Source organism: Thioclava sp. PTB-PU3-1 (assembly GCF_055666785.1).
Window position 1 is genome coordinate 94358 of record NZ_JBVNVL010000002.1, and the last position, 18766, is coordinate 113123.

Annotated in this window: 17 protein-coding genes and 1 other RNA gene; 10 read left to right on the forward strand and 8 right to left on the reverse strand. The window is 65.3% G+C overall.

The genetic code is table 11. The features are described 5' to 3' along the window. Positions 1-122: 122 nt before the first annotated feature. Positions 123-887, forward strand: a complete 765-nt coding sequence (locus ACZ7GB_RS05925; RefSeq protein WP_472157962.1) for an NAD kinase — start codon at positions 123-125, stop codon at positions 885-887. A gap of 3 nt (positions 888-890) precedes the next feature. On the opposite strand, the gene ACZ7GB_RS05930 is transcribed toward ACZ7GB_RS05925, so the two are convergent. From ACZ7GB_RS05930 to ACZ7GB_RS05945, 4 genes are all read right to left on the reverse strand, one after another. Next, the gene (locus tag ACZ7GB_RS05930; protein WP_472157963.1) at positions 891-2351 is read right to left on the reverse strand and encodes a sigma-54-dependent transcriptional regulator; all 1461 of its coding nucleotides are present in this window, start codon (positions 2349-2351) and stop codon (positions 891-893) included. Next, the gene (locus tag ACZ7GB_RS05935) at positions 2341-3867 is read right to left on the reverse strand and encodes an ATP-binding protein (RefSeq protein ID WP_472157964.1); all 1527 of its coding nucleotides are present in this window, start codon (positions 3865-3867) and stop codon (positions 2341-2343) included. The genes ACZ7GB_RS05930 and ACZ7GB_RS05935 overlap by 11 nt, the downstream gene beginning before the upstream one ends. Before the next feature lie 189 nt (positions 3868-4056). Beyond that, positions 4057-5949: a propionyl-CoA synthetase gene (locus ACZ7GB_RS05940; protein ID WP_472157965.1), complete on the reverse strand. Its 1893-nt coding sequence runs from the start codon at positions 5947-5949 to the stop codon at positions 4057-4059. Between the two features lie 206 nt (positions 5950-6155). Further along, positions 6156-8432, reverse strand: coding sequence for an NADP-dependent malic enzyme (locus ACZ7GB_RS05945; RefSeq protein ID WP_472157966.1), 2277 nt, complete (start codon positions 8430-8432; stop codon positions 6156-6158). 242 nt (positions 8433-8674) lie between these two features. Between ACZ7GB_RS05945 and ACZ7GB_RS05950 the strand changes: the two genes are divergently transcribed. The 5 genes from ACZ7GB_RS05950 (at position 8675) to ACZ7GB_RS05970 (ending at position 13206) form a co-directional block, all read left to right on the forward strand. Beyond that, positions 8675-9067 carry a cytidine deaminase gene (locus ACZ7GB_RS05950; RefSeq protein WP_075773944.1) on the forward strand — a complete coding sequence of 131 codons (393 nt, stop codon included), beginning with the start codon at positions 8675-8677 and terminating at the stop codon, positions 9065-9067. Next, the gene (locus ACZ7GB_RS05955; RefSeq protein ID WP_472157967.1) at positions 9067-10389 is read left to right on the forward strand and encodes a thymidine phosphorylase; all 1323 of its coding nucleotides are present in this window, start codon (positions 9067-9069) and stop codon (positions 10387-10389) included. The genes ACZ7GB_RS05950 and ACZ7GB_RS05955 overlap by 1 nt, the downstream gene beginning before the upstream one ends. Further along, complete coding sequence (locus ACZ7GB_RS05960; RefSeq protein ID WP_472157968.1) at positions 10386-11603, forward strand: phosphopentomutase; 1218 nt, start codon at positions 10386-10388, stop codon at positions 11601-11603. Before ACZ7GB_RS05955 ends, ACZ7GB_RS05960 begins: the two co-directional genes overlap by 4 nt. Positions 11604-11614: 11 nt before the next feature. Then, positions 11615-12247, forward strand: coding sequence for a uracil phosphoribosyltransferase (gene upp, locus ACZ7GB_RS05965; protein ID WP_078522510.1), 633 nt, complete (start codon positions 11615-11617; stop codon positions 12245-12247). Between the two features lie 65 nt (positions 12248-12312). After that, a complete protein-coding gene (locus ACZ7GB_RS05970; RefSeq protein WP_472157969.1) occupies positions 12313-13206 on the forward strand; it encodes an SPOR domain-containing protein in 894 nt (297 codons plus the stop codon). A 49-nt stretch (positions 13207-13255) separates the two neighbouring features. Here the strand turns inward: ACZ7GB_RS05970 and ACZ7GB_RS05975 are convergent, their stop codons facing one another. After that, entirely contained in the window at positions 13256-14275 is a 1020-nt protein-coding gene (locus tag ACZ7GB_RS05975; RefSeq protein WP_078542220.1) for a hypothetical protein, read from the reverse strand. Between the two features lie 174 nt (positions 14276-14449). Then, complete coding sequence (locus tag ACZ7GB_RS05980; RefSeq protein ID WP_078542219.1) at positions 14450-14884, reverse strand: DsrE family protein; 435 nt, start codon at positions 14882-14884, stop codon at positions 14450-14452. A gap of 196 nt (positions 14885-15080) precedes the next feature. Here ACZ7GB_RS05980 and rnpB point away from each other — a divergent pair. The 4 genes from rnpB to rpmG all read left to right on the forward strand — a co-directional run bounded on the left by rnpB (position 15081) and on the right by rpmG (position 17187). Next, positions 15081-15494: RNase P RNA component class A (gene rnpB / locus ACZ7GB_RS05985), an RNA gene on the forward strand. A 191-nt stretch (positions 15495-15685) separates the two neighbouring features. Continuing rightward, positions 15686-16069 (forward strand): DUF302 domain-containing protein, encoded by a 384-nt coding sequence (locus ACZ7GB_RS05990; protein ID WP_078548995.1) that lies wholly within the window; start codon positions 15686-15688, stop codon positions 16067-16069. 80 nt (positions 16070-16149) lie between these two features. After that, positions 16150-16860: a tellurite resistance TerB family protein gene (locus tag ACZ7GB_RS05995; RefSeq protein ID WP_472157970.1), complete on the forward strand. Its 711-nt coding sequence runs from the start codon at positions 16150-16152 to the stop codon at positions 16858-16860. A gap of 159 nt (positions 16861-17019) precedes the next feature. After that, a complete protein-coding gene (gene rpmG / locus ACZ7GB_RS06000) occupies positions 17020-17187 on the forward strand; it encodes a 50S ribosomal protein L33 (protein ID WP_011750518.1) in 168 nt (55 codons plus the stop codon). A gap of 415 nt (positions 17188-17602) precedes the next feature. Here rpmG and ACZ7GB_RS06005 read toward each other — a convergent pair whose 3' ends face one another. Both ACZ7GB_RS06005 and ACZ7GB_RS06010 read right to left on the reverse strand, forming a co-directional pair. Continuing rightward, complete coding sequence (locus tag ACZ7GB_RS06005) at positions 17603-17935, reverse strand: AzlD domain-containing protein (protein WP_078548989.1); 333 nt, start codon at positions 17933-17935, stop codon at positions 17603-17605. After that, entirely contained in the window at positions 17932-18678 is a 747-nt protein-coding gene (locus ACZ7GB_RS06010) for an AzlC family ABC transporter permease (RefSeq protein WP_414717998.1), read from the reverse strand. The genes ACZ7GB_RS06005 and ACZ7GB_RS06010 overlap by 4 nt, the downstream gene beginning before the upstream one ends. Positions 18679-18766: the final 88 nt, after the last annotated feature.

Here is an 18766-nt window from a genome sequence, read left to right on the forward strand (position 1 = left end):
TAGCGCAGATTTCACAGGGCTGAAAGCAGACAAACGACCAAATCGGTCATTTCCGCGCCGGATTGACGCTTGTCTTTCGTCCAAGCCCTTGCAACACCTTGGACATGCAGGAGGAACGCGCCGTGGCGAACCAGTATACCCATATCCATTTCGCGGCCTCCCACGCTGAGACGGCGCAGGCGGCGCTGGCCGATCTGGTCGCGCGCTACGGGCAGGTGCCGCGCTACGCGGCCGATGTGATCGTGGCGCTTGGCGGTGACGGGTTCATGCTGCAATGCCTGCACGAGGGCACCGGGCTGCCGGTTTACGGGATGAACCGCGGCTCGGTCGGCTTCCTGATGAACGACTATGTTGCTGATGATCTGCCCGCGCGGCTCGAGGCGGCGGAGCAGGCGGTGATCAATCCGCTGTCGATGAAGGCCGAGACGCAGGACGGGTTGCTGCATGAGGCGCTCGCCATCAACGAGGTCTCGCTGCTGCGCGCGGGCCCGCAGGCGGCGAAGCTGAAGATCTCGATCAACGACAAAGTGCGGATGGAGGAGCTGGTCTGCGACGGCGCGATCGTCTCCACCCCCGCCGGATCGACCGCCTATAACTTCTCCGCGCACGGGCCGATCCTGCCGATCGGCTCGGACGTGCTGGCGCTGACCGGGATCGCGAGCTTCCGGCCGCGGCGGTGGCAGGGCGCGATCCTGCCATCCTCCGCGCTGGTGCGCTTCGACATTCTCGAACCCGACAAGCGCCCGGTCATGGCCGATGCGGACAGCCGCTCGGTCAAGCCGGTCAAATGGGTCGAGGTGCGCTCCGAGCCGGAGATCGAGCACCGCATCCTCTTCGACCCCGGTCACGGGCTCGAAGAGCGGTTGATGCGCGAACAGTTCGCCTGAGGCTCAGCCCTTTGACAGCCACGCGTCGCGCTTGCGATAGATCGTAGAGGGCGCGACCCCCAGTTCCAGCGCAGCGCGCGGGATCGATCCGTCATGCCGGGTGATCGCAGCCTCTATCGCGGCGCGCTCGATCTCGGCCAGCGTGCGGTCCGCGAAAGGATCGGCCGCCGGGGCGGTGGTGGGCGCGGCACGGCTCGTCGTCGGATCGAATTCCGGCAGCATATGAGCGCGCAGCACCGGCCCGTCATGCATCACGATCGCCGCGCGGATGACGTTCATCAGTTGGCGGACATTGCCGGGCCACGGGCGGTCTTCCAGGCGGGTGATTGCCTCAGGCTCGATCTCGCTGAAGTCGCGCGCCTCCTCGGAGGCGAACCGCTCCAGCGCCATCCTTGCCAGAGGGCCGATATCCTCGCGGTGCATCCGCAGCGGCGGCATTTCGATCGTGAGCACCATCAGCCGGTAATAGAGGTCCTCACGGAGCACAGCGTTTTGCAGCATGACGCTAGGCGAGCTCTTGGCCGCGCAGACGATCCGCACATTGACGTCGACCGGCTGGCTGGCGCCGAGCGGTTTGACTTGGCCGCTCTGTAGGAACCGCAGCAGCTTGATCTGCGCGGTGGGGGCAAGTTCGCAGATATTGTCGAGCAGAAGCGTGCCACCATCGGCGGCGAGGAGAGCGCCGTCCTTGTCCTCCAAAGCGCCCGGGAAGGCCCCGCGGTTATGGCCGAAGAGTTCGCTGTCGACGCGGTCGGCGGCCAGGGCGCCGCAATCGAGCGCAATGAAGGGACCATCGGCGCGGGGGCTCGTGGCGTGAACCGCCTGGGCGCAAAGCTCCTTCCCGGTACCGCTTTCGCCCCAGATATAGACCGGCGCGGTCGAGCGGGCGGCAGCGCGGGTCCGGGCGTAGAGTGCCCGCATCTGCGGCGCGTTGCCGACGAAGTCCCCGACCGTCTCCTCGCTCGCGCTCGCGTCGTCGACATCCGAACGCAGCGACAGGCTGCGCGCGCTCTCAATGGCGCTTCTGAAGCGAGGTTCGTCGATCGGTTTGACGAGGAAGTCGATTGCGCCCTCCTGCATCGCCCGCACCGCGCGGTCGATCGAGCGGTCGGCAGTGACCGCGATGATCGCCGCATAGGGGCGCAGGGCCAGCATTTCGGCGATCAGCGTGTCGCCGTCGCGATCGGGCAGCATCAGGTCCAGCAGCACCATGCGGATCGGGTTGTCGCGGAAGATGCGCATCCCTTCCTCGGCGCTTGCCGCGAGATGGGTGATGAAGCCGGCGTTGCGCAGATAGGCGTCATAGATCGCCCGGAGCGATCCCACATCTTCGATCAATAGAAAATGTTCGGTCTCGGTGTCGACGCTGTTCCGCCCGTTTCGACTGAGGCCGTGTTGCGGACTATCCGTCTTGGAGCTGGTATCCCTGTCCGGGGTGGTCGTATCGGAGTCACTAGTTCTCATGCTGTAAATCAGTCTTCGTGTTCAAATTATTTCGGGTGGTGGCTATCAGCCGGTCGATGAAAATGAGGGCGACCCGGCCAAGATCTTGAATATCTTCATAAGTCCCATGTCGGGTTGCACTGTCAAGCGCGCGTGCATGCCGCGAGAGGGGGTGATCACCCGCCACTCCGGCCACCGCACTGAGCTTGTGGCTCAGCAATTGCAGGGCGCAGAGGTCGAAAGGGGGCAGTGCGAGCGACAGCCCGTGACGTACCGTCTCGAGATCGGCGATCAGTTCCTGTCCGAGCCCCGCCGGCAATGCCTTCTCGGCCAGACGCAGATGGGCGAGCAAACCGCGCGAGGGCGTCGTAACGCGTGGCACGGTCGTCATGCAACCAGCCTCTTCCAAGGCGCGCAGGATCGGCTGCAGGCCCAGCACCGGCTTGATGAGGCAGGCATCGGCCGCGCCTTTCTCGACGTCGCGATAGCCGCTGCACTGGATGATCGGCAGGTCCGCCCAAGGCAGGCCGGAGCGGCGAATGCTGGCGATCACCTCTGGGCCGCGGCAGCCGGGCATCTCGACATCCAGCACCGCGAGATCGAAGCGTTCGGCCCGCAGTTGCGCGGCTGCACTGTCGCCACGACCCAGCCCGGTCACCTGCGCGCCCATCGCGCTCAGGAACTGCTCGAGCACGGCGCGGCTCATCTCGCTGTCATCGGCGACGAGCACGTTCCACCCGCTCAGATCGGGCAGGGGGGCATCGCGCATCGTGGAGCTGATATCGACGGGACGGGCCGGGAGCGACACGCGGATTTCGGCCCCGCCTTCGGGCGCGTTGGCGAGGTCGATCTTGCCGCCGGCCTCTGCCACCAGCGCGTGACATATCGCGAGGCCCAGGCCTTGCCCCTCGGGGTTGCGGAACGTGGCGGGCTCGCTGCGCTGCCCTGCGCAGGCGGGCGCGCGCAGGCGATCCTCTGGGAAGCCATCGCCCTCGTCGCGCACGGTCAGCAGCAGCCCCTCGGTCGGGTCGAAGTCGAGCGACAGGTGGATCGTGCCGCGCTGGGCATAGCATAGCGCGTTGCGCATCAGATTGGCGAAGATGCGGGTGAGCGGCACGCGATCGATCGCCAGAACGGGCGGCAGATCGGGGGCCATGTGGATCGCGAGCGACATGCCCCGAACATGGGCCGCGCTTGTCCAGCGGCGGCGCACCCGTTCAAGCGCATCGGCAATGACCAAATGCGGCGGGGCGGGGCTTGAATCGGACGCGTCGGAAAGCTCGCTTGCCGCTTCATGGCTCGACGCGGCGGGCGCAGTTTTCTTCGCTCCGTCCAGATCGAGAAGCTGTGCCAGATCGCTCGCCGCTTCGCGCGCGCGCTCCAATTGTCCATGCGTGCTTTGACCGCCCGGATCGGCGAGCGCCGCATCCAGACCGCACATCACATCTGCAAGCGCGGCGCGCAGATCGTGCTGCCATAAAGGACCGAGATCGCATCGCAACGATGCGAATGGCTCCTGCGCAGCGGGATCGGGCAACTTTCGGTTCGTCAAAATAACCCCTCGATGGATGGTTCCGGGGTACGGTTCTCAAATTAACCTTCGATAGCATAAACAATAGCATAAAGCCGCACCCATTGTGGATGCGGCTTCTTAACTCGGGCGTAAACTTTTGATGTGGTGCCTATCTGCGTCGCTCAAAATGAGTGCGCTTATGATAAGCTCGGCTTATTTCTTCGGATAGCCAAGCCCCTTAAGCGCCTCGGTGATTTCGTCGAGGATTGCCGGGTCGTCGATCGTCGCGGGCATTTTCCACTCCTGCCCATCCGCGATCTTCACCATCGTGGCCCGCAGGATCTTGCCCGAGCGGGTCTTCGGCAGACGGTCCACCACGGTGGCGAGCTTGAAGGCCGCGACCGGGCCGATCTGTTCGCGCACGCGGCTCACGCATTCCTTGACCACCTCGCCATGCGGGCGGTTGCAGCCCGAATTGAGGCACAGGAAGCCCATCGGCGTCTGCCCCTTCAGGTCGTCAGCCACACCGATCACCGCGCATTCGGCGACGTCGCTATGCCCGGCAAGCACCTCTTCCATCGCCCCGGTCGAGAGGCGGTGACCCGCGACGTTGATGACGTCATCGGTGCGCGCCATGATGTAGAGATAGCCGTCCTCGTCGACATAGCCCGCGTCGCCCGTCTCGTAATAGCCGGGGAATTGCTCGAGGTAGCTTTTCTTGAAGCGCGCCTCGGCGTTCCACAGCGTCGGCAGCGTGCCCGGAGGCAGCGGCAGCTTGATCGCGATGGCGCCAAGCTGGTCCGCCTCGACCGGGTGGCCGCCCTCGTCGAGCACCTGAATGTCGTAGCCCGGCATCGGCACCGAGGGGCTGCCTACCTTGGTCGGCAGCTCTTCGATCCCGATCGGGTTCGCGGCGATGGCCCAGCCGGTCTCGGTCTGCCACCAGTGATCGACCACCGGAACGCCGAGATGTTTCTGCGCCCATTCGACGGTCGCGGGATCGGCCCGCTCGCCTGCGAGGAACAGAGCCTGCAGATCGTGCAGCGCGTAACGCTTGATCCATTCGCCGTTCGGGTCTTCGCGCTTGATCGCGCGCAGCGCCGTGGGGGCGGTGAAGAAGCTCTTGATGCGGTTGTTCTGGATGATCCGCCAGAACACGCCCGGATGCGGGGTGCCGATCGGCTTGCCCTCGAACACCACCGTGGTCGCGCCCGCGATCAGCGGGCCGTAGCAGATGTAGGAGTGGCCCACGACCCAGCCGACATCGGACGCCGCCCAGAAACGGTCGCCCGCCTCGATGTTGTAGATGTTCTTCATCGACCATTGCAGCGCGACGAGGTGGCCACCGGTATGGCGCACAACGCCCTTGGGCTGGCCGGTCGTGCCGGAGGTGTAGAGGATGTAGACCGGGTGGTTGCCCTCGACCGGCACGCACTCCGCGGGTTTCACGCCATATTGGAAGCCGTGCCACGAGAAGTCGCGCCCCTCGATCAGCTTCGCCACTTCCTGTTCGCGCTGGAAGATGACGCAGAACTCCGGCTTGTGCTCGGCCTGTTCGATCGCCTCGTCCAGAAGCGGTTTGTAATGCACGGTGCGCCCGGGCTCGAGGCCGCAGCTTGCCGCGATGATCGCCTTGGGGGTGCAGTCGTCGATCCGCACCGCGAGCTCGTGCGCCGCGAAGCCGCCGAACACGACCGAATGGACCGCGCCGATCCGGGCGCAGGCGAGCATCGCCTCCAGCGCCTCGGGGATCATCGGCATGTAGATGATGACGCGGTCGCCCTTTTCGACGCCGCGCATCTTCAGCGCGCCCGCGAGCGAGGCCACACGGGTCTGCAATTCCTTGTAGGTGATGCCCTTGGTCGAGTGGGTGATCGGGCTTTCATGCATGATCGCGATCTGATCGCCGCGCCCCTGCTCGACATGGCGGTCGACCGCGTTCCAGCAGGTGTTGACCATCCCGTCCGAGAACCATTCATAGAGCGGCGCGTTTCCGTCAAACAGGGCCTTCGAGGGCTTCTCGTCCCAGTCGATCTTCTCGGCGGCGTCCATCCAGAATTTCTCGGGATCGGCCTGCCAGGCGGAATAGACCTCTTTGTAGCCCATGCGAACATCTCCTCCTCAGGAATTTGGAGATGTGTTACGAAGCGCAACGCGTTGGCGCAAGAATGTTACCGCGCACAATAGGGTGCGACGCGAAAAAATTTGCAGAAAGCGCGAAAAATCGCCCGCAAACTTTTGCAAACTGCGGGCGAGTATTCAGCTTCTTTGCAGCCCGGGAGGGGTTTGCAAATTTCGCAGGTGCACGCGACTCAGCTGTAGTGTGCGACCGGCGTGCCCGCGATGGCCGACATGTTCAGCAACCCGCGCGAGGTAATCGACGGCGTCACGATATGCGCCTTGTTGCCCATCCCCATCAGGATCGGCCCGACTTCGAGACCGCCTGCTTTCATCTTGAGGATGTTGCGCACGCCCGAGGCCGCGTCGGTATTGGCGAAGACCAGAACGTTCGCCGCCCCTTCGAAGCGCGAATTCGGCATCAGCCGGGCGCGGGTCTCGGGATCGAGGGCCGCATCGACATGCATCTCGCCCTCGAAGTCGAAATTGACCTCACGCCGGATCAGCAAGTTCATTGCGGCGCGCATCCGCTCGCCCGAGTCGCTGTCGAGATTGCCGAACTGGCTATGCGAACACAGCGCGATCTTCGGCGTCAGACCGAAGCGCGAGACGTGGCGCGCGGCGCCGCAGACCGTCTCCATGATCTGCTCGGGCGTGGGCGCGTGATGGACATGCGTGTCGGCCACGAAAAGCGGGCCGTCTTCGAGGATCATCAGGCTCAGCGCGCCTTGGGCATGCAGCCCGTCGCGGGCGAGGATTTCGCGCACGTATTTCAGGTGCCAGAGATATTGCCCGAACGTGCCGCAGATCATCGAATCCGCTTCCTCGCGATGGACCATGACCCCGGCGATGGCGGTGGAGTTGGTGCGCATGATCGCGCGCGCCAGATCGGGGGTGACGCCGCGCCGGGCCATCAGCTCGTGATAGGTGCCCCAATAGTCGCGATAGCGGGGGTCGTTCTCCGGGTTCACGATCTCGACCGCGCCCAGATCGAGCGGCAGACCCGCCCGTTCGCAGCGCATCTCGATCACGTCGGGACGACCGATCAGGATCGGCGTGTCGGTGGTCTCCTCGATCATCGCGTTGGCGGCGCGCAGCACGCGCTCATCCTCGCCCTCGGCGAAGACGATACGACGTCTTGCGGTCGCGGCGGCATCGAAGACCGGGCGCATCAGCAGCGCGGATTTGAACACCGAGCCGTCGAGCTGAACCTTGTAGGCATCCAGATTTTCCAGCGGGCGGGCCGCCACGCCAGTCTCCATCGCGGCTTTCGCCACGGCAGATGCGACGATGCCGATCAGGCGTGGATCGAAGGGTTTCGGGATCAGGTAATCCGCCCCGAAAGTCAGCTTCTCGCCGCGATAGGCGGCGGCAGCCTCGGCGGAGGTCGTTTGCCGCGCGAGCTTGGCGATCCCCTCGACGCAGGCGATCTGCATCTCGTCGTTGATCGTGGTCGCGCCCACGTCCAGTGCGCCCCGGAAGATGAAGGGGAAGCACAGCACGTTGTTGACCTGGTTCGGGAAATCGCTGCGCCCGGTTGCGATGATCGCATCGGGCGCGACCTCGCGGGCCACGTCGGGCAGGATTTCCGGGTTCGGGTTCGCCAGCGCGAAGATGATCGGCTGCTTGGCCATCTTCTGCACCATCTCGGGCTTCAGCACGCCGGGGCCGGAGAGGCCGAGGAACATATCCGCGCCTTCGATCACCTCGTCGAGCGTGCGCAGATCGCTGTCCTGCGCATAGTCCGCCTTTTGCGGCGTCATGTCAGCTTCGCGGCCCTTGTAGACCAGCCCTTCGATGTCGCAGAGCCAGACATTCTCGCGCTTCACGCCCAGCTTCAGCAGCATGTTGAGGCAGGCGATGCCCGCCGCGCCGCCGCCGGTCGAGACGATCTTGATGTCCTCGAAGTTCTTCTTCGCGATGCGCAGCGCGTTGGTCGCAGCCGCGCCCACCACGATCGCAGTGCCGTGCTGGTCGTCGTGGAAGACCGGGATGTTCATCTTTTCGCGGCAGATCTTCTCCACGATGAAGCAATCGGGGGCCTTGATGTCTTCGAGGTTGATCGCGCCGAAGGAGGGCTCGAGCGCGCAGACGATCTCGGCCAGCTTCTCGGGGTCGTTCTCGGCGACTTCGATATCGAAACAGTCGATATCGGCGAATTTCTTGAACAGGACCGCCTTGCCTTCCATCACCGGCTTCGCGGCGAGCGGGCCGATATTGCCCAGGCCCAGCACGGCCGAGCCGTTGGTGACGACGGCGACCAGATTGCCCCGCGCGGTGTAGTCGCGTGCGGTGTCGGGATCTTCCTTGATCGCAAGGCTGGCCTCCGCCACGCCGGGGGAATAGGCGCGGGCCAGATCGCGCCCGTTGGCGAGCGGCTTCGTTGCGCGAATTTCCAGTTTTCCGGGTTTCGGCTTGGCGTGATAGTCCAGTGCCGACTGACGCAGGTTGTCCTGACGCAGCTCTTCCATGAGATCCTCCCGAAACTGGTTTAGCGCTAAACTAATTTTTCGCGCGCGACTCTCCCGTCGTTCTAGATAGCACGAAGGGGGTGATTGCAACCCCATGAAATTACGTTGCGGCATGAACTCCACGCGAGGCGGCGGGGTGGCGCGAGGTGAGCGCTTGCATCCGACGCAGGCGCGGCGCAGGATCGGGAGAACTCAACCGGCTGGACAAATTTTACGCTCCGGCCATGGCCCGGAGACCGCCGATGTCGTTGCTCGATTCTGCCCGTCAGGTGCGCGAAAACGCCTATGCGCCCTATTCGAAATTCAAGGTCGGTGCGGCGGTGCGCGGGGCGTCCGGCACCATCTATAGCGGCGTGAATGTCGAGAACGTGGCCTATCCCGAAGGCACCTGTGCCGAGGCGGGCGCGATCGCCGCGATGGTGGCGGCCGGCGAGACCGAGATCACCGAGGTCGCCGTGATCGCCGACAGTCCGACGCCCGTGCCGCCCTGTGGCGGCTGCCGTCAGAAGCTGGCGGAATTCGCGCGCCACGACACGCCGGTGACGCTGGCCACCACCGAGGGCGAGCGGCTCGACACGACGGTGGGCGATCTGCTGCCCGGTCGCTTCGACATGAGCCATATGGAAAACACCTGATGGACGCCCGCAGCATTATCCAATCGGTGCGCGACGGCAAAAGCCTGAGCGCAGATCAAGCCCAATGGTTCGCGCGCGGTCTGGCCGATGGCTCGGTCTCGGACGCGCAGGCGGGGGCCTTCGCGATGGCCGTTCTGCTGAAAGGCATCGGCACCGAGGGGCGCGTGGCGCTGACGCAAGCGATGCGCGATTCCGGCGAGGTTCTGCGCTGGGACATGCCCGGCCCGGTGATCGACAAACATTCGACCGGCGGGGTGGGGGATTCCGTCTCGCTGCTGCTGGCGCCCGCGCTGGCGGCCTGTGGCTGCTACGTTCCGATGATCTCGGGGCGGGGCTTGGGCCATACCGGCGGCACGCTCGACAAGATGGAAGCGATACCCGGCTATGACGCGACGCCCGGCATCGGCGCTTTGCGCAAGGTCGTGGGCGAAGTCGGCTGCGCGATCGTCGGCGCCACTGGGGAAATCGCCCCCGCCGACAAACGCCTCTACGGAATCCGCGACATCTCCGGCACGGTCGAGAGCATTGACCTGATCACCGCCTCCATCCTGTCGAAGAAGCTGGCCGCCGGGCTGGAAGGGCTGATCCTCGACGTGAAGGTCGGCTCGGGCGCGTTCATGGCGCGGCCCGAGGACGCGAAGGCGCTGGCGCAGAGCCTTGTCGCAACCGCGAATGGCGCAGGCTGCAAGACCACGGCGCTGATCACCGACATGGACCAGCCGCTGGGCCATTCGGCGGGCAATGCGCTCGAGGTGATCGAGGTGATGGAGACGCTGACCGGCACCGGCGTGAACGAGGCGCTGTGGGACGTGACCGCGGCGCTGGGCGGCGAGGCGCTGGTGCTCGCGGGGTTGGCCAAGGACGCGGTCGAGGGCACGGCGCGGATCGACGAGGTGCTCAGCAACGGACGCGCGGTCGAGGTCTTCGGCAAGATGGTCGCGGCATTGGGTGGTCCGAGCGATTTCGTCGAACGCTTCCCGGATCGTCTGCCCTCGGCCCCGGTGATCCGCGCGGTGGAAGCCCCGCGCGCGGGCTTCGTCAGCCGCATCGACACCCGCGCGGTGGGCGAGGCGGTGGTGCATCTGGGCGGCGGGCGTCTGGTCGGCACCGACAAGATCAACCCCTCGGTCGGTCTTTGGGAGATCGTGGCGCTGGGCGAGGACATGGCCGCGGGCGAGCCGCTGGTAACGATCCATGCCGCGAATGACCGCGACGCCGATGCCGCCGAAGCCGCCCTGCTGGCCGCGATCGAATTGAGCGACGCAGCCCCCGAAGAGCCGCCCCTGATCCACGAACGGATCGGCCCGGAGGATGTGCAATGAGCCGTGCCTTTCTGATCGTGATGGACAGCGTCGGGATCGGCGGCGCGCCCGATGCGGATCGTTTCTTCAACGACGGCGCGCCGGATACGGGCGCGAATACCGTGGGTCATATCGCGCAGGCCTGTGCGGATGGGCGCGCTGAGGAAGGCCGTTCCGGTCCGCTGAATATGCCGACGCTGGCCGGTCTGGGTCTGGGCGCGGGCGTGAAGCTCGCCTCGGGCGATGAGGCGCCGGGGCTGATGGTCGAACCTGTCGGGCTCTGGGGCGCGGCCACCGAGATCTCTCCCGGCAAGGACACGCCCTCGGGGCACTGGGAGCTGGCCGGTGTGCCGGTGCCGTGGGAATGGCATTATTTCCCCGATCAGAAGAACAGCTTCCCGCCCGATCTGGTCGCCAAAGCCTGCGAAATCGCGGGCACGGACGGCATTCTGGGCAATTGCCACGCCTCGGGCACCAATATCATCGAAGACTTGGGCGACGAGCATATCCGCACCGGCTGGCCGATCTGCTACACCTCCGCCGATAGCGTGTTCCAGATCGCAGCCCATGAGGAGCATTTCGGCCTCGACCGCCTTCTGAAGCTCTGCGAGGGACTCGCGCCGACGCTGCATGCGATGAAGGTAGGGCGTGTGATTGCGCGGCCTTTCATCGGCGAGAACGGGCAGTTCACCCGCACGCCGAACCGCCGCGATTACGCGATCCCGGCGCCGTCTCCGACGCTGCTGGACTGGGCCTATGATGCGGGCCGCGTGACCCATGCGATCGGCAAGATCGGGGATATCTTCTCGCATCGTGGCATCACCCATCTGCATAAGGGCAAGGGCGATGCCGATCTGGCCGATCACCTGATCCGGCTGGCGGATGAGGCCGAGGAGGGCTCGCTCACCTTCGCCAATTTCGTGGAATTCGACAGCCTCTATGGCCATCGCCGCGACATCTCGGGCTATGCCCGTGCGCTGGAATGGTTCGACACGGTGGCGGCCAAATTCCTCGACCGCCTGCAACCGGGCGATCTGGGGATCTTCACCGCCGATCACGGCAACGATCCAAGCTGGCGCGGCACCGATCACACCCGCGAACGCGTGCCGGTTCTGGGCGCGGGCCCCGGTATCGGGTCGCGCAGCGTGGGCAATGTGGGGTATGTCGACTTAGCGGCCTCGCTCGCCACGCATCTGAACATTCCGGCGCAAGGGCCGGGCAAAAGCTTTCTGTGAGGGACAACACAATGAGTGACCATCTGACCGTCGTCAAACATCCGCTGGTGCAGCACAAACTGACCCTGATGCGCGAGAAGGACACGTCGACCGCGTCCTTCCGGCGCCTGCTGCGCGAGATCAGCCTGCTGCTGGCCTATGAGATCACCTCGGAGCTGGAACTGACTTCGAAGAATATCGAGACGCCGCTTCAGGAGATGGACGCGCCGATCCTCGCGGGCAAGAAACTCGCGCTGGTCTCGATCCTGCGGGCGGGCAACGGTCTGCTGGATGGCGTGCTGGAGCTGATCCCGGCGGCGCGCGTGGGCTTCGTCGGCCTCTACCGCGACCCCGAGACGCTGAAGCCGGTCGAATACTATTGCAAGCTGCCGAGCGAGCTTGAGGATCGTCTGACCATTGTGGTCGATCCGATGCTGGCCACCGGCAACTCCTCGGTCGCGGCGATCGACCTGATCAAGGAAAAGGGGGCGAAGAACATTCGCTTCATGTGCCTGTTGGCGGCCCCCGAGGGTGTCGCGCGCATGAAAGAGGCGCATCCGGACGTGCCGATCGTGACTGCAGCGCTCGACGAGAGGCTCGACGATCACGCCTATATCGTGCCGGGTCTGGGCGATGCGGGCGACCGGATGTTCGGCACGAAGTAAGGCCAACGCCCTTTACTCAAAGGCAAACCCGTCTATCCTCCCCTTGGAAACATCAGGGGGTGGATATGCGACTGAAAGCAGGGGTGGCGGCCGGTCTGGGCGCGATTCTCACGCTGGGGCTGGGAGGCTTCGCATCGGAGTCGAAGGCGCAGCAATATGCGCCCGCCGAAATGCCCCCGGCGAGCTATACCGATCCGCAATATGTCGACAGTCAGGGCTGCGTGTTCGTGCGCGCGGATTATGGCGGGGCCGTGCGCTGGGTGCCGCAGATGAATAGCGACCGCGGCATCGTCTGCGGCCATACGCCCAGCCTGGCGCCCACCGTGCCGGTTGCGTCGGTAACCGTGGCTCCGAACCCTGCGGCCCGCGCCACTGCCGCGATGCGCGCGCCCTATTCGCCGACCCCGACCTCTCCGCCTGCGCCGCGCGATCCGTCGCGCGTGTCTCACAGTGTGAGCGTCGGCGGGCTCGCCCCGGTTGTGACCCACGCGCCCAAGCCGCAGAACGGCTGGACGACTGCGTTCGACGATGGGCGGCTGAACCCCTATCGCGGCCCGCGCACCGTCCACGGCAACGCACAGATGCGCGCGCGCTGGACCGAAGAGACGCCGATGCAGCTTCGCCCCACCGCGACGCCGGATCAGGTCTATGTCGAGGGCTCGCATCCGCCGGTGCCGAACTCCCGGATCGTGGTGGCGCCGACCGTCACCGTGTCGAGCAAATCGGTCGCGCCGGTCGGTTCGAACGGCAAGCAATATGTGCAGGTCGGCAGCTTCGCCAATGTCGCGAATGTCGCGACCGCGACGAAGCGTCTGCAGGCGCTGGGCCTTCCGGTCGCGACCTCCAAGACGCAGGAGCTGACGGTGGTCTATGCCGGGCCGTTTTACGATACCGCGAAGCTGAAGTCGGCGCTGGCCTCGGCGCGGCGGGCGGGCTTCCCGGATGCGCTCGTGCGCTGACGAGGCGTGAAGGCGCAAGTCGGATCAAGCGGCCCTTCGGGGCCGTTTTTCATTGCGCCGAGCAGATGTCCTGCAGCGCCACCCATTGCGCATCTTCCAGAACCGGCTTCGGCGCGGGCTGGCCCTTGAACGGGTCGGCCTCGATCAGGCCCAGCACCGACTCTCCGGTCGGGTCGAGCGCGTAGGCATAGGGTGTTGCGCTGACCCCGGCATCGCGGAAGGCGCGCAGCAGCGTGTCGCCATCGGCCCGCGCCGGGGGATGCTGCAGCAGGTCCTGCGCATATTCGGCCAGTCCGCTCTCGGGAAGGTCGCCCGTCGTCAGCAGCCGCAGCGCTGCCGCGGGGCCCAGACGGTCGAGCATCCGATGCAACGGGCGCCCTCCGGCGGCGCTGTTCTGCGCGGCGATGATGTAGCCCGCGACGACCTCGGGCGTGTCGGGCCCGTCGATCGTATCGCGTCCGACCACGGTCATCCCGCCCGGCAGCAGCCGCGCCCCTTCGAGCGCCTGCGGCAGGACCGCGATGACCGATTGTCCGGGCAGCCGCTCCGCCAGCGCGGAGAGGGCGCGATCACCGCCGGGGCTGTGACAGGCCGAGCCGGTCATCTTCACCATCTCGGAGAGCAGCTTGCGGCCGATCTCGACGCGTTTGGCCTGGGGGGCGACGCGCGCGGCATGATCGACCAGCGCCGAGGGCAACCAGAACAGCGCCACGGCGCCGACTGCCAGCAGCACCGCCCCGATGAGCACACCGCGCAGCCGCCCCGGGTGCGGGCGCTTTGCCGCGATGATCGCATGGACCTTCTCGATCGCGGCGATCATCGTCTCGTCTTCGATCTCGAGCTCTTCGCCCGGCTCCTCGGAGGGGGCGAAGATCGCGGGGCGTTTGCCGGGATTGCGGCGATGCATGGCAGGCAGCGACCAATGCGCGAGCGCCGTGCCGGAGCGCGCCTCCGACAGCACAAGCGTCGCGTCGCCCAGCGAGAGGATCACCTCGCGGCGCTGCGCGTCCGCATCGGGACGCCATATACCGATCGCCTCGAGGCGTTCATATTCGGAGAGGGCGGTCATGCGGGCCCGTTTCTGCTCTTGTTTGTCAAGAGGATAGCCGATCCTGCCGGGGGGTCAATCAAACAGCCCTGCCTGTAACGTAAACCGCCCCGCGCGGAAAGCCGAGCGGGGCGAGAGGGGGCGCAATTCAAACGAAGCGCGCGGAAAGCGAAGGGCCGCCCGCGCGGTCGTCCGTCAGGGCCGCAGATAGGCGTAGCCGTCGCGTTGCAGATCGACGAGATAGGCCGCGCCGGAGGGAACGATTTCCGCCTCTTCGACCATAGGAGGCTCCTTCCCGAGCTTCTTGGTCATCGCCGCGAGCGTGTTGGCGCAGGCGCGGAAATGGATCGGCTGACCCAGCATCGCCATTTCCTCGACGCGGGCTTTCACCGGCGAGGTGTCGGCGCGCAGCATGTTGAGCCCCGGCCCGTAGGTGACCATTTCGATCTGGACCTCTTCGCCTTTGTCTTTGTAATATTTGATCATGTTGAGCGCGTTGTTCAGCGCCATGTTCATCACTTGCGGATCGGCGCTGTTGACCTGAATGGCGATTTTCTCATTCGCCATAGCGGGCAATGCCCAAACCATCGCCGCGAGCGCAAGCCCGAGGCGGAGTCCTCCCTTTACCATCGTGATCTCCCTTTCACTTCATGGACGGCCAGCGTCAACGTGCCGCACCTGAAAAGCAAGTGGTTGCACGGACTGCTCCCGAAATTTCACGGCCTCGTGATGCGAGGGGGCGTTTCTTGGCTGAAGAAAAGACGCCCGTGATGCGTGCGCAGGGGCAATTGACCGCGCGGGGGCGAGTGTCTATCTGCTGCCTTGCGCGGATGGCTGGATGGCCGCGAGTTCCCGTAGCCCCGTGAATGCGGGTAGCCGGGGGCCCGAGGAAAGTCCGGACTCCATGAAGCAACGGTGCCGGGTAACGCCCGGGCGGGGAAACCCGACGGAAAGCGCCACAGAAAACAGACCGCCTCGGTTTCGGCCGGGGTCAGGGTGAAACGGTGGGGTAAGAGCCCACCGCGGGACTGGTAACAGGACCGGCACGGCAAGCCCCACCGGGAGCAACGCCGAATAGGGATCGCGCGCTGCGCCGCTTGCGGTGACGGCAGGGGAGCTTCGCCCCGAGCGATCCGGGTTGGCAGCTAGACCCTGTGAGCAATCGCAGGGCGAGAGGAATGGTCATCCATGGGGGTGCAAGCCCCCGGGACAAAATCCGGCTTACAGGCCATCCGCGCAAATTCTTCTTTCGCTTCAAGATCGAGGGCAAGGAACAAGCCCCCGCCCGCACGGGTTCCCGCCACTGCGGCACAGTGAGCGCGCATTGAGGCACAGGCCTCTCCATGATCGTGACTTGCGTTTCGCATCGAATTGGCCACGCTCGACGCAAAGGCGCGAACAGCCAAGACCAACTAGGGGAGAGAGATTGCCATGGGCTATACGATCGACAAGGTGATGACCGGGGCATTCGACGAGGTCGAGGCGAAAGTGCGCGAGGCGCTGGCCGAGGCGGGCTTCGGCGTGCTGACTGAGATCAACGTGTCCGCCACGATGAAGGCCAAGCTCGACAAGGACATGCCGCGCTACAAGATCCTCGGCGCCTGCAACCCGAAGCTTGCCTATGAGGCGATCGGCGTCGCGCCGCGGATCGGGGCGATGCTGCCGTGCAACGTGGTGCTGCGCGAGGTGGAGGACGGGATCGAAGTCTGCGCCGTCGATCCCGTGGCCTCGATGCTCGCGGTCGAGAATGACGACCTCACCGAAGTTGCGAGCCAGGTGCGCCAGATGCTCGCCGACGTGGTTGCCAAGCTGTAAATCGCGTGAGTTTTTTCTAGCCAAGCGCGTCCCCGCGCGCGAAGCTGTTTTAACAGGAAACCGCATTTCGGGGGAATGATATGAGCTTCGTGAAGACATTGGCCACGCTCGCGGTGGGCTTCGCCGCCGCCAAGGGCGTGGAGCGTTTCAACAAGATGGGTGGCCTCGACGGCATGAAGGACGCGCTCGGCAAAGCGGGCGAGCCCGGCGGTATGGGCGACCAGATGGGCGAGTGGGCCGAGAAGATGGGTATGCCCGGCGGCAAGGAGACCGTGCGCGGACTCTTCGGCCAGTTCGGCCTTCAGGCGGCCTCCGCGACGGCGGCGACCGAGGCAGGGCTTGGCGCGCTGATCGGGGCCATGACCGGCGCTGCGAAAACGGGCGCAGGCAATATCTCGGAGATGCTCGGCGCCGTGACCTCCGGCACGCCGGTCAACGCGATGATGGAAGATCAGGCCAAGCTGATGATCCGCGCGATGATCCAGGCCTCGAAGGCCGATGGCGAGATCGATGACACCGAGCGCCAGACCATCCTCGATCACCTGTCCGACGCCTCCGACGAAGAGATCGCCTTCGTGAAATCCGAACTCGACGGTCCGATCGACATCACCGCTCTGGCCAATGCCACCTCGGATCACATGAAGTCGCAGGTCTATTCGTCTGCGCTTCTGCCGATCACCGTCGATACCGAGGCGGAGAAGCAATATCTGGCGAATCTCGCCGCGGCGTTGGGCCTCGAGACCGAGAAAGTCGCCCAGATTCACGAGACAATGGGCAAGCCGCTGATCTGAGCGGAAAAGGGCGTCACCGCTTTATGAGCCGTGGGCGAAGAATTTTCAGCCTGCGGCCCGGTTTGCCGGTTGACTCCGCATCGCGCATCGCTAAAAGGCGGGCTTCAAGGATTCCGCGGGTGCGTAGTTTTTTCGATGCCCGGAGCTAGGAGATAAACAATGGCGAAGCCGACGACGATCAAGATCCGTCTGAACTCGACGGCGGGCACCGGGCACTTCTATGTGACCAAGAAGAACGCCCGCACCATGACCGAAAAAATGACCGTGAACAAATACGATCCGGTCGTGCGCAAGCACGTCGAATACAAGGAAGGCAAGATCAAGTAAGATCGCCTGACCTTGACGGTTAGAAGGCCGTGCCTCCGGGCACGGCCTTTTTCTTTTGGATTGGAAACTCGCTGCCCGGATCAGCCGCGAAGCGGCCCGGGCCGCGCCCGACCTCCCCCGGGGAGGGCGCATTGGCGATGTCGTTGCGGGTATCGCTGTCCTACGGGCTTGCGGGATAAAGCGCCCAGCCACCGAGCGCTGCAAAGCGCCCACCCGAGGTCGGGCGCGGCCCTCTGGAGGCATAAGACGGAGTTAGCGGGTTTACCCGGGCGAATTGCCTACGCAATCCGCGTTCGCCGCTTCGGTGGCTCCACTGGAGCCCCCGATCTGCGCCTTCAGCAATCGCGCCCCGGCGCCTCCACGGTCGGCGCGTTCGCCGCTGAGGGCTTCCACTGGAAGCCCTCCGAGGCGCGGCTCACCCCACCAGCCACAGCGACAGGTAAAGCGCGGCGAGGCCGCTGAGAATCGCCCACAGCGTGTTGCGCGTGGCGATGCCGACGCCCAGCGTCGCGAAGGCGGCGATCATCCGTGCAGGGTCGGTCTCACCGCCCGTGGCCGCAGGCCACAGCACCAGCGGCGCCACCAGCCCTGGGAGAACCGCGACCGGCGTATAGCGCAGGTAGCGCAGCGCCCATTCCGGCAGTTGCCTGTCGCCGAGGAAGCCCATGAAAGAGAAGCGAAGGAAGAACGTGCCGATCCCCAGCGCGATGATGATTCCCCAGATCAGGGCGTCTGAATATCCGTTCATTCCCGCACCGCCTTTCTACGCGCGACCCAAAGCTCGACCTGCGCACCCGTCACCATCGCGGCGACCGCGGCGATCATCAGCCCCACGCCGGAGGGCAGGAAGCTCAGCGCCAGCGCGCCGACGACCGAGACCGCCGCCGCCGCGACATGGGCGAGCGTGCGCAGCGCCGGCCCGATCATCGCGAGGAAGGTGATCGGCACCGCGAAATCGAGCGCGAATTCCGGCGGGATTTTCGCGCCCACCAGCGCGCCGAGCAGCGTCGCCACATACCAGTTCGGGCAGATCGGGCTGCAGACGCCTGCGTAATAGGCCAGCTTCTCGGCGCGGCTCATCTCCGGCTCGGCCTCGTATTCATTGGCCGCCATCGCATAGGACTGATCGACCATGAAATAGGCCACCAGCGCCTTCTGCCATGTCTTCGCCTTGCCGAAATGCGGCGTCAGCGCCGCCGAATACATGGCCATGCGCAGGTTGACCGCAAGCGAGGCCGCGAGGATCAGCAGGACCGGCGCGTGATCGCCCATCAGCTGCAGCGCTGTGAATTGCGCAGCGCCCGCGATGACCATCACCGAGAAGCCCATGACCTGCGCCAGATCGAGCCCCGCACTGGTCGCCGCCACCCCGAACAACAGCCCGAAGGGCATGATTACCAGAAGGAACGGCAGGCCATGCCGAAATCCGCGCCAATAGGCGGCTCGGATCGCGCCTTTCGGGGTCGTCCCGTTCGCGGTCATGTCCGACATGATGCTTGTCTCCCGTTCTCAGTTGCGGGACAGATAGGGAAGGATGCGGGCAAAGGCAAAGCGCGCGATTGTATTGGAGGCAATCATC

Coding starts and splice junctions, on each gene's coding strand:
- ACZ7GB_RS06010 (WP_414717998.1), bottom strand. CDS start 18,678: ATGTCGGACATGACCGCGAACGGGACGACCCCGAAAGGCGCGATCCGA.
- ACZ7GB_RS06005 (WP_078548989.1), bottom strand. CDS start 17,935: ATGAACGGATATTCAGACGCCCTGATCTGGGGAATCATCATCGCGCTG.
- ACZ7GB_RS05960 (WP_472157968.1), top strand. CDS start 10,386: ATGAGCCGTGCCTTTCTGATCGTGATGGACAGCGTCGGGATCGGCGGC.
- ACZ7GB_RS05975 (WP_078542220.1), bottom strand. CDS start 14,275: ATGACCGCCCTCTCCGAATATGAACGCCTCGAGGCGATCGGTATATGG.
- ACZ7GB_RS05945 (WP_472157966.1), bottom strand. CDS start 8,432: ATGGAAGAGCTGCGTCAGGACAACCTGCGTCAGTCGGCACTGGACTAT.
- ACZ7GB_RS05970 (WP_472157969.1), top strand. CDS start 12,313: ATGCGACTGAAAGCAGGGGTGGCGGCCGGTCTGGGCGCGATTCTCACG.
- ACZ7GB_RS05940 (WP_472157965.1), bottom strand. CDS start 5,949: ATGGGCTACAAAGAGGTCTATTCCGCCTGGCAGGCCGATCCCGAGAAA.
- upp (WP_078522510.1), top strand. CDS start 11,615: ATGAGTGACCATCTGACCGTCGTCAAACATCCGCTGGTGCAGCACAAA.
- ACZ7GB_RS05990 (WP_078548995.1), top strand. CDS start 15,686: ATGGGCTATACGATCGACAAGGTGATGACCGGGGCATTCGACGAGGTC.
- ACZ7GB_RS05950 (WP_075773944.1), top strand. CDS start 8,675: ATGTCGTTGCTCGATTCTGCCCGTCAGGTGCGCGAAAACGCCTATGCG.
- ACZ7GB_RS05995 (WP_472157970.1), top strand. CDS start 16,150: ATGAGCTTCGTGAAGACATTGGCCACGCTCGCGGTGGGCTTCGCCGCC.
- ACZ7GB_RS05955 (WP_472157967.1), top strand. CDS start 9,067: ATGGACGCCCGCAGCATTATCCAATCGGTGCGCGACGGCAAAAGCCTG.
- rpmG (WP_011750518.1), top strand. CDS start 17,020: ATGGCGAAGCCGACGACGATCAAGATCCGTCTGAACTCGACGGCGGGC.
- ACZ7GB_RS05930 (WP_472157963.1), bottom strand. CDS start 2,351: ATGAGAACTAGTGACTCCGATACGACCACCCCGGACAGGGATACCAGC.
- ACZ7GB_RS05980 (WP_078542219.1), bottom strand. CDS start 14,884: ATGGTAAAGGGAGGACTCCGCCTCGGGCTTGCGCTCGCGGCGATGGTT.